Origin of the sequence: Bacillus sp. JFL15 (genome assembly GCF_001184225.1) — a bacterium.
Classification (GTDB): Bacteria; Bacillota; Bacilli; order Bacillales; family Bacillaceae; genus Bacillus; species Bacillus siamensis.
Window position 1 is genome coordinate 317,051 of the sequence record NZ_KQ236689.1, and the last position, 13,177, is coordinate 330,227.

The following is a 13,177-nucleotide window of genomic DNA, read 5'->3' on the forward strand; positions in this document are numbered from 1 at the left end:
TCCAAAAAACGTTCGCCAAATTTTTCAATCTCCGCCTGAAGCGAGTGTGATGTAAAACGCGAACAGCTCTTCACCGTATAAGTAACTCACGGCGCTCCCGGCTGCGATGGCCGGCGCAAACGGGAAAGGCTGCTTTTTACCAATCCTGCCTCCCGCTGCGGCGCACATACCGTATACGGACCCGATTATAACGGAAAGAAAGAATGCAATAAGGACGAGCTTCACGCCGAGCGCAAGTCCGATCACTCCAAACAGCTTCACATCACCTGCGCCGATGCCTCCTTTACTGACAAACATGATAAAAACAAGCAGAGCAAATCCGCAAACAGCTCCGGCAAACCCCGCATACCATGAATCCAGCGGAGAAAAAATACGGCCGGCGATAAAAAGCGGAAGAAAAAACAGCAGAACCTTGTCAGGAATCAGCATATATTGCAGATCCGTCACAGTAACAATCATCAGCAGAGACAAAAATAACAGCGCGATTAGCAGCTCTTTTGAGAAACCGAAATGGATACCGGCAGCCGTGAATAAACATGCCGTCCAGCATTCCGCTGCCGGATACATCACTGACAGCTTCGCACGGCAGTGTCTGCACCTTCCTCTTTGCAAGATATAGGAAACAACGGGCACAAGCTCCCCCCAGGAGAGCGGCAAGCCGCAGAACGAACAGGATGAGCGCGGCGAAATAACCGAGATTCGAAGCGGAATACGGCATGCGACTGTATAAAAAAAAGAACCGAAAATCAGACCGAGAACAAACAGAATGAAAAGCATTCAGACCACACCTTTTCTATCAATCTGGCTCAGATTGTAGCATAGAAAAATACCATGCCTGAAATGGCTGAAAATGTGTTTTCTCATAAAAACACCCGGCAAAACCGTAAAATGGCTTGCCGGGTGTTCCAGGGGCTGTCAAATCAGCCGCTTTCTCATTTCTGAAATAAAATATAGAGAACCGGTAATGATGATGACATCATCCGCTCCGTCTTTTTGTTCTATCCACTCTTTCACACTGTCCGGGTTCTCATCAAAGGTCTTATCCGCAAGACCGCTTGCATTGTAAAGGTCTTCGGCGCTTGCGGCACGCGGAAAGTCAAATGACGCAAAATGAATGGAATCTGCTTCGGTTTCAAGCTTTTTAATCATTTCCTGATACGGTTTGTCTTTTAATGCGCTGAATACGACATGGACACTTTTATCAGCAAATCGCTGCCTGACCGTTTCTGTCAGCGTATCAACGCCTTCTTCATTATGGGCGCCGTCCGCAAACACTAAAGGGCGGCTTTGAAGCCGTTCAAACCGGCCCGGCCATGAAGCTTTTTTCAGACCGTTTCGCAATGCTTCTTCAGAAATGGCAGTGATTTTCAGGCGATTCAGCCATTCAGCGGCCAATATCGCCAAGGCCGCATTCTGCCTTTGATGAATGCCGATCAGCGACGTTTGAACGTCCTCATAACATTTCGTTTCCGTTTCCAGCGAAAAGCTTTCGCCGGACGGAAGCGCCGCACCATTAAACAGTCTGCATGTTTTATATAGCGACTGGCACGGAGCCTGCTTTTCTTCGGCCTCCGCTTCAATAACGCCGAGTGCTTCCGGCTGATTGACACCCGTAATGACCGGAGTGGCATTTTTAATAATACCGGCTTTCTGCCCGGCGATCTCCTCGATGGTATTGCCTAAAATCGCCATATGGTCATGTCCGATGCTTGTAATGACCGACAAAAGCGGTTTCACAATATTGGTTGAATCGAATGTGCCGCCGAGCCCCGCTTCAAAAATGACAAAATCGATATCATCCCGCTTCGCAAAATATAAAAATGCACACGCTGTAATGATTTCAAATTCTGTCACCGTTCCGGCATCGGTTTTATCAATCTCATCGACTATCGGTTTGATTTCATTAACGAGCGCTCTCCATTCCTCATCAGAAATCGGCGTGCCGTTTACGCTGATACGCTCATTGAACGTAATGATGTAGGGAGATGTGAATGTGCCGACCGTATAACCGGCTTCTTGAAGCACGGAACGGATAAAAGAGACGGTGGAGCCTTTGCCGTTTGTGCCCGCGACATGAATGGCGCGGATGTTCTTTTCCGGATGTTCCAATTTTTCCATCAGCCTTTCCATACGGAGAAGGCCCGGCTTAACGCCGAACTTAAGTCTGCCGTGAATCCAGCTGATCGCTTCTTTGTACGTATTAAACAATGAAATCCCCTCTTTTATACAACAAGGCGGTTTCTTAGGAAACCGCCCCGCTGTTTTATCAGCCTTTCAGCTCTGCGATCCGCTGCCGGACAGCTTCGCGTTTTGCCGTGTAGTCTTTCTCTTTTGCGCGTTCTTCTTCAATGACTTGCTCAGGAGCTTTTTTGATGAATCCTTCGTTGCCGAGTTTTTTCTGAACGCGTTCGACTTCTTTTGTCAGCTTGTCGAATTCTTTTTGCAGACGGGCGATTTCCTCATCAATGTTAATCAGCCCTTCAAGCGGCAGAATCACTTCCGCTCCGGTGACGACAGCTGTCATCGCTTTGTCTGCCGCGGTGATATCCGTCCCGATTTTCAGCGTGCTCGGATTCGTGAAACGCTCAACGTAAGAACGGTTCTTCTCAAGGCGTCCGGCAATATCTTCCGTAGATGTTTTAATGTAAAGTTCAACCTGCTTGCTCATCGGCGTGTTAACTTCGCTACGGATATTGCGGACAGAACGGATTAATTCAACAAGCAGTTTCATATCCGCCGCTGCCTCTTTGTCCGTATGTTCCGGAACCGGAACAGGCCAAGAGCTGATCGTGATTGACTCGCCTTCATGAGGAAGGTGCTGCCAGATTTCCTCTGTTAAGAACGGCATAAACGGGTGCAGAAGACGCATCGTCTGGTCAAGCACGTAAGCAAGAACAGAGCGGGTTGTTTTCTTCGCCGCTTCGTCTTCCCCGTACAGCGGAAGCTTCGCCATTTCGATATACCAGTCGCACACATCGTCCCAGATAAAGTTGTACAGATGGCGTCCGACTTCTCCGAATTCATAACGATCCGCAAGCTGGGTTACGTCTTCAATCGTTTCATTCAGTCTTGTAAGAATCCACTTATCAGCAACTGATTTTTCACCAGACAGATCAAGTTCGTCACACGTCATGCCGTCCATGTTCATTAAAGCAAAACGGGAGGCGTTCCAAATTTTATTTGCGAAATTCCATGTGGATTCCACTTTTTCATAGCTGAAACGGAGATCCTGTCCAGGTGAGCTTCCGGTTGCCAGGAAGTAGCGCAGTGAATCCGCTCCGTACTTATCGATGACATCCATCGGATCAACGCCGTTCCCAAGGGATTTACTCATTTTTCTGCCCTGCTCGTCACGGATTAAGCCGTGGATCAGCACGTCTTTGAACGGGCGCTCACCTGTAAACTCAAGACCTTGGAAAATCATCCGGGATACCCAGAAGAAGATGATGTCATACCCTGTCACAAGCACATCGGTTGAGTAATAACGCTTAAAGTCTTCAGCATTTCCATCAGGCCAGCCCATTGTAGAAAACGGCCACAGCGCGGAGCTGAACCATGTATCAAGCACGTCTGAATCCTGTTCCCAATTTTCGCTGTCCTCAGGCGCTTCAAGGCCGACATACACTTCTTTTGTTTCTTTATGATACCAAGCCGGAATGCGGTGGCCCCACCAAAGCTGACGGGAAATACACCAATCACGGATGTTTTCCATCCAGTGCAGGTACGTTTTCTCGAAACGGTCAGGAACGAAGTGAACTTTCTCTTCTTTCGACTGAAGGTCAACCGCCGCATCGGCCAGCGGCTGCATTTTGACAAACCATTGTGTGGACAGATACGGCTCAACAACGGCGCCGCTTCTCTCACTGTGTCCGACTGAATGCATATGGTCTTCGATTTTAAAGAGAACGCCTGTCTCCTGAAGGTCTTTGACGAGTTTTTTGCGGCATTCAAACCGGTCCATTCCGTTATATTGCAGCGCTTTTTCATTCATTGTTCCGTCTTCATTCATGACGAGAATCCGTTCTAAATTGTGGCGGTTTCCGAGTTCAAAGTCATTCGGGTCATGGGCAGGCGTGATTTTAACGGCTCCTGATCCGAATTCCATGTCTACGTAATCATCGCCGACGATCGGAATTTCGCGGTTTGTAATCGGCAGAATCACCGTTTTTCCGATTAAGTGCTTGTAGCGCTCATCTTCAGGATGAACCGCGACAGCCGTGTCGCCAAGCATCGTTTCCGGACGGGTGGTCGCGATTTCAATTGAGCCTGAACCGTCTGCTAACGGATAGCGCAAATGATAAAACGCGCCCTGTACGTCTTTGTAAATCACTTCAATATCGGACAAAGCCGTTTTTGTGGCAGGGTCCCAGTTGATGATATATTCGCCTCTGTAAATCAAACCTTTTTCGTACAATTTGACGAATACCTCTCGCACGGCTTTGTTCAGCCCTTCATCAAGAGTAAAACGTTCGCGCGAATAATCGAGCCCGAGCCCCATTTTGGCCCATTGGCTGCGGATGAAATCAGCGTACTCTTCCTTCCACTTCCACGTTTCTTCAAGAAACTTTTCGCGGCCAAGGTCATAGCGGCTTGTACCCTGTTCGCGGAGTTTCGCTTCGACTTTTGCCTGAGTGGCAATCCCGGCGTGATCCATCCCCGGAAGCCAGAGCACGTCATAGCCCTGCATACGTTTCATACGCGTAACGATATCTTGCAGCGTCGTATCCCACGCATGACCGAGGTGCAGCCTGCCCGTCACGTTCGGCGGCGGAATGACGACAGAATACGGCTGTTTCGTTTGATCGCCGCCCGCTTCAAAATATTTTCCTTTCAGCCAAAAATCATAGCGGCCTTTTTCAATCGCAGACGGATCATATTTTGTCGGCATTGTTTGTTCGTTTGTATCCATGATAACCCTCCAGCATGTTTAGAAATGGCTGAGCAACTAAAAAAGAGCCTTCATCCTGATAAAGGACGAAAAGCTCTTTCGCGGTACCACCTTTTTTCATGAACAGATATGTTCATGCACTTAAACGGATAACGGGTGCGGCCCGAATTTCTCTACTGTATGTTCAAGAAATTATGCTCCCGGGCGACCTTCCAATGAGACGGCATAAGAAGCCTTTCAGCACAGTAGCTTCTCTCTCTTCATGCGTCTTTCTTGTACTCTTCCCGTTCAAAGCAGGTGTATTTATATCAGCTCATGATCTTATTTATTATGTTCTTTATTATAGTAAAAGTGTTTTTGTTTCGTCAATCATCTTTTCCAAAAACCGCTGCCGTCATACATAAATGGGCATGCACCCCGCCCTTTCCCTCACATACGATACAAAGAAAGGCGAATGTAAGGAGGAATTGCCGTGAGAAAAAAATTCAATTCTTATTCGCTCCCCCCGTGGGCCAGACAGGTCCGCCTTGTATCAGCGCAAGTCATTATACCGATTACGATCTTTCAGGGGATCAGGACGATTTTCTTTCCGACGACTTTTGACGTCCTGCTGCTTGCCATCCTGCTGTTTTTAGCATGCGCCCTGCATTTGGAATGGATATAAAAAAACGAGTCCCGCTATGAAGAGGACTCGTTTTCCGCCTTTCTTTTTTTCTCCTGCTCAATCTGATACACCTTCATGAGAAAAGGTTCAACATTTTTCATCTGCCAAAACGCTCTTAATAACTGCGTGCACTCTTCTTTCTCAGAACCCCTTTGGGCGGTTTGATACCGTTTCAGCACTTTGTACATGCCGCTCGGATAAGCCATATAGCTGAGGAACAGGCTGATTTCCGCTTCACGGAGGGGGAATGATTTGTGATACGTATAAAACCATTCAAGGCACTCCGGACACGCTTTCGGATAGCTTCTGAACATTCTGGAGTAAAAGCCGAGCAGATCATTTTGCGGAGGTCCGAGCCCGGCTTTCTCGAAATTTGTAAAAAAGCCCGTTCCCACATCATTATATAGAAAATGGCGGCTCGATAAGCTGCCGTGATTGATCACCGCTCTCGTTTTGTCATGATCCTTTGCCGCGTCAAACCATTCTTCCAGACGTTCAAGAGCAAAATTAACGGCTGAAACCGTTTCTGTAAGATACGTAACAGCCTGCAATTCAAAAGGAGAAAGGTACCACTCTTTTTCCGCCCGGTCGGCAAATTGTTCATAGACGAGCTTATCATTTTCCCAATCTCTTTTCGTCAGTTCATAAAAGCCGCTGATGTCTTCAGTCCGGATTTGGATGTCCCTCACGGTCGCGGAATGGAGCTTCGCCACCTCTTTAAAAAGGTAAACATGTTTTTGATCCCGTTCTTCTTCCTGATCGTACTGAAGCCAGGGCATTAAATAATAAGACGCCTCCGTCCGGCTTCCCGCAAAAAAATCGCCTGCATGCGTGCGGTAGATCGGAACAAATGAACGGTAGCCTTTCTCCTCAATCTCAATCATATAGTCCGTAAATTCACTGCTGCGGGCCGGCTTGAGCTGTTTCAAAGCAAAAATGCCGTGGTTTGAGTAGACTTTCCATACATGCGGGCTGACAGGCTCAATATACTCGGCCGCCAGCCCGTATTCCTGAAGCACTGATTGGACTGCTTCCATTCCATTCACCACATTTTTACGGCCTCTTTGTGCTTACGCATGGCTGTTATTATATTCAGGTATATACAGAAGCTGACCTTCTTCCAGCTCGTCATCAAACGATAAAGCATTCGTTCTGATGAGCTGTTGGGATGTGATGTCATATCGTTCACACACCCGGTCGATTGTATCTTGCTGCTGTACGATGCAGATTTTCATTCTTGAAAACTTTTCTTCTTCTCTGGTAAATAATTTCGTCAAATAATGAGAGTTGTCATTTTCCCTCTGCTCCGTTTTCGGTGCCGCTTCTTGATTCTCTCTTGCTTTAAGCGGCTCAGATGCCGCCGGTTCCTCAGGAGGCAGTTTGGAAAACTGAAAGGACAAATCAAGAGGCTCCCCGGTTTCCTCCTCCGGCTGCGCCATCTTCCTCACCTCAACTTCAAATCCTTCATCAGCCTGAGCTTCTTCCTCAAGAAACTTAGGTGCGCTGTAAAACTCCTCTTCCCGCGGTTCCGGAACGAACTCGCGATAAGCGGGCGCCTGCTCTTCTTCAAAAACCGCAGGCTCATCTTCGGCTTCTTCCGCCTCCTCTTGATCACTCTGACGGAGAAGCGGTTCAGCCTCAGGCTGCTCTTCTTTTTGAAGGACGGGCTGTTCCTCAATCTCTGCTTTATCGGCATGCGGGGTCAGAGTAAAAGCAGGGGAAAACGGTTCAACATCATTTGCTGTTTCTTCAAGCATTTCCGCTGAATCATCCTCAGATACAGGTTCACTCCTCTCAGCCGCCATGATTGCAGGCTCCTCAAGCTCCTCAGCCTCTTCCGGCTCTTCTTCCTCCAGGATGGCAGCGGGAGGGGGAGGCTCAGTATATGAGACAGGTTCCGGCGCCTCTTCCAGCCTCAGAACAGGGGCAGGTTCTTCAGTTTCCTCAGCCTCCTCTTCTTCCTCTTCCTCCTGCCTGAGTATAGGCGGAGTCTCTTCCTCATTCTCCCCGGCTTCTTGTGCCGCTTCTTCTGATACAGCCAGGGGTTCTTCATCTTCAGGCAGAGGTTCTTCAGGCCTCTGGCGTATCACTAATTCAGGTTCGTTTTCTTCCTCAGAGCAATGGTCAGCAAGATTGATCATTTCTTCTCTGGCAAATTCAGGCGCCACATACAGAGGGATCTCCGGCTCTTTTGGCTCGGATTCCTCAAGCAGCCCTTCAATTGCCAAATCAGCCTGAATGGTTAAAATCCTTGAATCCGTTAACTGATAATCAAAGGCATCAATAAAAACGAAAACGTCATTGAGGTGGCTCACTTTGTTTTTCGGAATCGTGATGTCCACCGGGAAGCAATGAAGGAGCTCAGCCGTGCCATCCTCCCTCGCCCTCACTTCCTCTACATGTCTCAGCTCTCTTCCAAGCTCTTCGAATTGACTGCTGTGATCTATGTTGTACTCGCCAGTAAGTTCTAATGATCCTTTAATTGAGACATAATCATTTACTTCCTGCACCCTGATATCCGGGTCTAATGAAATCGAAAGTAATTCAGAAACTTCCTGTCCTTTTTGGAAACAGATTGATTCTTCAACAGAAAATTGCAACCGGTGATTATGCGGCAAGTTCATATCCTCCTTTCATCTAATCCTTACAATTAGATGTCACTAAAGGTGTATGCCGCAATATGGATAAATATGATAAAGGAGGCATTGAAAAAAGCCGATACAAGACTTGCTTGCATCGGCTTTTCGGTATCAGCGGCTGATCGTCTGGAACACTTTCTCAGCGGCTTGAATGGTTTTTTCGATATCCTCCATTGTATGCGCAGTGGAGAGAAACAATCCTTCAAATTGAGACGGCGGCAGAAATACGCCTGCGTCAGCCATCCCTTTATAATATTTGGCGAACAGCTTTAAATCAGATGATTTGGCTGTTTCATAGTTAATGACAGGCTCGTTTGTGAAAAAGAATCCGATCATTGAACCCGCACGGTTAAACGTGTGCGGAATCCCATGTGCTTCAGCGGCTTTTGAAATGCCTTCTTCAAGCATATCGCCTTTTTTCACAAATTCTTGATAAGATTCAGGTGTGAGCTGCTGTAACGTCTCAAGTCCCGCTGTCATGGCAAGCGGATTTCCTGACAAGGTTCCCGCTTGGTAGATCGGACCGCTCGGAGCGATTCTTTCCATGATTTCGGCTTTGCCGCCATACGCACCGACAGGAAGACCGCCGCCGATGACTTTGCCGAGACAAGTTAAATCAGGCGTCACGCCGAAATATCCTTGCGCACAGTTATAGTCCACGCGAAAACCGGTCATAACCTCATCAAAAATGAGCAGCGCGCCATTTTGTTCCGTAATGTCACGAAGCCCTTGTAAAAACCCTTCCTGCGGCGGAACAACGCCCATATTGCCGGCTACCGGCTCAACAATGACTCCGGCGATATCTTCACCGTACTCCCGGAATGCGAGTGCAACGCTTTCCAAATCGTTGTACGGAACGGTAATCGTATTCATCGCAATCCCTTCAGGTACGCCCGGGCTGTCCGGAAGACCGAGTGTCGCCACTCCCGATCCCGCTTTGATCAGCAGTGAATCACCGTGGCCGTGGTAACAGCCTTCGAATTTTAAAATTTTGTTGCGGCCAGTATATCCTCTTGCCAGACGAAGGGCGCTCATTGTCGCCTCTGTGCCGGAGCTGACCATCCGCACGATTTCAACAGACGGCACACGGTCAATGACCAATTTGGCCAGTTCGTTTTCCACTTCAGTGGATGCCCCGAAACTTGTCCCGTTTTCTGCTACTTTTTTCAGGCTTTCAACGACGCGGTCATTGGTGTGGCCCAAAATGAGCGGTCCCCAGCTCAGCACATAGTCAATATATTCATTGCCGTCAATATCAAAAATTTTCGATCCTTTGCCGCGCTGCATAAAAATCGGATCCATATCAACTGATTTAAACGCGCGCACCGGACTGTTCACTCCGCCCGGCATCAGTTTCTGCGCTTCTTTAAAAGCGGCTTTTGATTTTTCATAGCTTCTCATCTGCCTCAGCTCCCGTCAAATGAAATCGTTACTCAGCAAGCCATTTTGCTGCGTCTTTTGCATGATACGTCATAATCAGATCAGCGCCTGCACGTTTCATGCTCGTTAAAATTTCAAGCACCATTTCTTTTTCTTTAATCCAGCCGTTCTGGGCTGCAGCTTTCACCATGGAATACTCCCCGCTCACATTATAAGCGACCAGCGGCAGGTGATGGCGGTTTTTCACATCACGCATAATATCTAAGTATGACATAGACGGTTTGACGATTAAAAAGTCAGCGCCTTCTGCAGCGTCTGATTCTGCCTCACGAAGCGCTTCCAGGCGATTGGCCGGATCCATCTGATAAGTTTTTCTGTCGCCGAACTGCGGCGTGCTGTCAGCCGCGTCGCGGAACGGACCGTAAAATTCACTTGAATATTTCACTGCATAAGACATGATCGGAATATTTGTGAACCCTTCTTTGTCAAGCGCTTCTCTGATCACTGTGACGAAACCGTCCATCATATTTGAAGGAGCGATGATGTCAGCGCCTGCTTTGGCCTGGCTGACGGCTGTCTGAGCCAGCAATTCAAGCGACTCGTCATTGAGGATTTCTCCGTCTTTGACGACACCGCAATGGCCGTGGTCCGTGTATTCGCAGAGGCATGTATCAGCGATGACGATCATTTCAGGATAATGCTTTTTAATTTCAGCAATCCCTTTTTGCACAATGCCGTGATCGTGAAAAGCCTGTGTTCCGCAGGCGTCTTTTTCTTCAGGCACGCCGAAAACGATGACCGATTTAATGCCGAGTGATATCAGCTCAGCCATCTCATCCTTCAATAAATCAAGGGATACATGGTAAACCCCCGGCATGGAAGAAACTTCTTTTTTTCCTTCAAGCCCTTCAACGACAAATAGAGGGTAAATAAAATCTGAAGGGTGAAGACGTGTTTCTCTTACTAAATCTCTCATCGCAGCGTTCGCGCGCAAACGGCGGTGTCTGTTAAATGTTTGATTCATCATTATCTATCCTTTCCCGACATGCTGCACATGACGTCCAGCATGCCTTCAATCGTATAAGTGTCAGGCACATGGGATGAGATCCCGTATTCCAATAGGGCTTTCTCTGTCAAAGGGCCGATGCTGATATAGCTCGCACCGCTGTTTTCCCACGCTTTTTCTCCGTTTCCGACTGCATGCATAAACGTATGCACCGCCGATGAACTGGTAAATGTAATAAAATCAAAATGAGAGCGGGATGCAGCCTGTCTCAGCTCGTCCATGCCTTGTTCATCCTGAATGGTATTGTACAATACCCATTCCCTTATTTGATAGCCAAGCGGCTTAAGCTCCGCTTTTATGACATCGCGTGATAAATTGCCCTTTATCACTGAAATGGGTTCGGCAGCTGATGCATGCCGTTTTAATGTATCAGCCAGACATTCGGCCACATACTCGTCAGGCATCGCATCCGTCCCGGCTCCCCGCTCTTTCAAGGCGCGCGCAGTCTTTTCACCGACGGCAGCGATTTTTTTCCGTCCGGAAAGCGCAAGACCGTGCCGATCAAGGTAGGAAAAAAAGAACCGGACGCCGTTTACGCTTGTAAACACAAGCCACCCCGGCTCAGAAAGGTCTTCCCGGAGACTGTCCGCGCATTCATCCGGGAGCGCTTCCTGAAAAGCGATCAGCGAAGCGGAAACAGCCGTTCCGCCGAGCGCCTCCACTTTTTTTCGAAACGGAGCGGCCTGTCTTTTGTTCCGGGTGACAAGCACGGTCTTTCCTTGTAAAGGAAGGTCATTTGCCATCCTGATCGAGCTCCTGTTTCACGCTGTCGATTAAGTCTTTCGCTCCTTTTTCAGACATCATCGCCGCACAGCGTTTCCCGATTTCTTCCGGATCATGTCCCGCCGCTGTTTCTTTATAAATCGTCTTTCCGTCCGGAGATGCAACCAGACCGACCAGCTCAACTTCATCCCTGTCATTGACGGACGCATACCCGGCAATCGGCACCTGGCAGCCGCCTTCCATCGCGTGTAAGAAAGCCCGTTCGGCTGCCACCGTGCGCTGCGTATACTCATCGGTGAATTGCGCAAACAGCTTCAAAAGCTCCTCATCCGACTCTCTGCATTCAATGGCAAGAGCGCCTTGGCCGACCGCAGGCAGACAGCGGTCCGGTTCGAGGAATTCAGATACGACATCATCTTTCCAGCCCATTCTTGAAAGACCCGCAGCAGCTAAAATAATCGCATCGTAATCCTCCGTCTCAAGCTTTTGAAGTCTCGTATCTATGTTTCCTCTGATCCACTTAATAGTAAGATCAGGACGCTCAGCAAGAATCTGGGCGCTTCTTCTTAAACTGCTGGTGCCGATAATGCCGCCTTCTTTTATGTCCTCCAGCTTTTGATGCCCCTTCGAAATCAGCGCATCACGCGGATCCTCACGTTTTGGTATGCAGCCGATGACAAGACCATCAGGCAAAACAGCGGGCATGTCTTTCATGCTGTGGACCGCCATATCAATCTCCTGATGCAGCAGCGCCTGTTCAATCTCTTTGACAAACAAACCTTTGCCGCCCACTTTTGACAGTGTGACATCGAGGATGCGGTCGCCTTTTGTGACAATCTCCCGGATTTCAAAGTTATAGGAAGGATTCAATTCCTTCAGTTTGTTAATCACCCATTTTGTTTGGGTCATAGCCAGCTTGCTCCGTCTGGAACCTACCTTAATCGTTCTCATTTTCTTTCCTCCCGAATCTGTTTGGGCGCGTGACGTTAACTGAACCAATGGAATTGCGACAGGCTTCCGAGCAGGAAGTAATTAATCATCAGCACGAGAAAACATGCTGAATTCCATAACGCCGCCACTTTTCCCTGCAGTTCCTTAATCATTCTGATATATAAATAGTAGCTGTATAAAAGCAGCACAATAAACGAGCCGAGCACTTTTGAATCAAACCAGTACAGCGTTTCCAGAGACACATACGCCCAGATCACGCCTAATATCAGGCTTAACAGCAGCATCGGGACCCCGATGACATTTAAAACGTAAGCCATATAATCAAGTTTTGACAAATCTTCAATTCTCAACAGCCATTTTCCCCATTTTTTCTTCTTTAATAAAGAATATTGAAACTGATAAAGAAGCGAAAAGACAAAAGAAAGGGAAAACGCGCCGTATGAGAGAATCGCCATTGTAATATGAATGACCAAAAGCTCTGAGACCAGCTGGCCGGAAAAGGCGGCCGAATGCTGATCCGTCGGTGAAAATGTATGGATCGCAATCATCGAGAAACCGATGACATTCGTGAAAAACACGATAAAATCAACCCGCAGGATCTGCGTGACAACAAGTGAGAGCGTGACAAGCACCCACGCATAAAAGTAAAGGGCCTCTGTAATATTTAAGACCGGAAATCTGCCCGTCTTCCACATAAAGTAAGAAAGATAGACCGTTTGCAGAGTCCAGACAATAGAAAGCAACCAGAAGGCCATTTTCCCAGCCTTCCGGTTGTGTTGAAGAAAATCTATAAAGTAAAAAAGGACGCTTATTGCGTAAATCACAATTGTCGCTTCATTAAGCCTTGCCATTGCTGTATCAATCAT

11 protein-coding genes and 1 other annotated feature are annotated in these 13,177 nt (G+C 47.9%); of the genes, 1 reads left to right on the forward strand and 10 read right to left on the reverse strand.

Annotated features, from left to right (window positions below):
* Positions 1–24: 24 nt before the first annotated feature.
* The 3 genes from AD710_RS01550 to AD710_RS01560 form a co-directional block, all read right to left on the reverse strand.
* Positions 25–777 (reverse strand): prepilin peptidase, encoded by a 753-nt coding sequence (locus AD710_RS01550; protein ID WP_049627114.1) that lies wholly within the window; start codon positions 775–777, stop codon positions 25–27.
* Positions 778–915: 138 nt separating this feature from the next.
* Positions 916–2,208 carry a bifunctional folylpolyglutamate synthase/dihydrofolate synthase gene (locus tag AD710_RS01555; RefSeq protein WP_049627115.1) on the reverse strand — a complete coding sequence of 431 codons (1,293 nt, stop codon included), beginning with the start codon at positions 2,206–2,208 and terminating at the stop codon, positions 916–918.
* A gap of 58 nt (positions 2,209–2,266) precedes the next feature.
* Positions 2,267–4,909, reverse strand: a complete 2,643-nt coding sequence (locus tag AD710_RS01560) for a valine--tRNA ligase (RefSeq protein WP_049627116.1) — start codon at positions 4,907–4,909, stop codon at positions 2,267–2,269.
* A gap of 58 nt (positions 4,910–4,967) precedes the next feature.
* Positions 4,968–5,189 (reverse strand) — a binding site (T-box leader).
* Positions 5,190–5,360: 171 nt separating this feature from the next.
* Here AD710_RS01560 and AD710_RS01565 point away from each other — a divergent pair.
* Positions 5,361–5,552, forward strand: coding sequence for a hypothetical protein (locus tag AD710_RS01565; RefSeq protein ID WP_045926471.1), 192 nt, complete (start codon positions 5,361–5,363; stop codon positions 5,550–5,552).
* A gap of 14 nt (positions 5,553–5,566) precedes the next feature.
* Here AD710_RS01565 and ysxE read toward each other — a convergent pair whose 3' ends face one another.
* The 7 genes from ysxE to AD710_RS01600 all read right to left on the reverse strand — a co-directional run bounded on the left by ysxE (position 5,567) and on the right by AD710_RS01600 (position 13,177).
* The gene (ysxE, locus tag AD710_RS01570) at positions 5,567–6,589 is read right to left on the reverse strand and encodes a spore coat protein YsxE (RefSeq protein ID WP_029575361.1); all 1,023 of its coding nucleotides are present in this window, start codon (positions 6,587–6,589) and stop codon (positions 5,567–5,569) included.
* 33 nt (positions 6,590–6,622) lie between these two features.
* Positions 6,623–8,170, reverse strand: coding sequence for a LysM peptidoglycan-binding domain-containing protein (locus tag AD710_RS01575; protein WP_049627117.1), 1,548 nt, complete (start codon positions 8,168–8,170; stop codon positions 6,623–6,625).
* Positions 8,171–8,302: 132 nt separating this feature from the next.
* Positions 8,303–9,592: a glutamate-1-semialdehyde 2,1-aminomutase gene (hemL, locus tag AD710_RS01580; protein WP_045510112.1), complete on the reverse strand. Its 1,290-nt coding sequence runs from the start codon at positions 9,590–9,592 to the stop codon at positions 8,303–8,305.
* Positions 9,593–9,620: 28 nt separating this feature from the next.
* A complete protein-coding gene (gene hemB / locus AD710_RS01585) occupies positions 9,621–10,595 on the reverse strand; it encodes a porphobilinogen synthase (protein WP_029575360.1) in 975 nt (324 codons plus the stop codon).
* Positions 10,596–10,597: 2 nt separating this feature from the next.
* On the reverse strand, positions 10,598–11,380 hold the full coding sequence (locus tag AD710_RS01590; protein WP_049627118.1) for a uroporphyrinogen-III synthase: 783 nt from the start codon (positions 11,378–11,380) through the stop codon (positions 10,598–10,600).
* A complete protein-coding gene (gene hemC, locus AD710_RS01595; RefSeq protein ID WP_049627119.1) occupies positions 11,370–12,311 on the reverse strand; it encodes a hydroxymethylbilane synthase in 942 nt (313 codons plus the stop codon). The genes AD710_RS01590 and hemC overlap by 11 nt, the downstream gene beginning before the upstream one ends.
* A gap of 35 nt (positions 12,312–12,346) precedes the next feature.
* The gene (locus AD710_RS01600; RefSeq protein ID WP_016938767.1) at positions 12,347–13,177 is read right to left on the reverse strand and encodes a cytochrome c biogenesis protein; all 831 of its coding nucleotides are present in this window, start codon (positions 13,175–13,177) and stop codon (positions 12,347–12,349) included.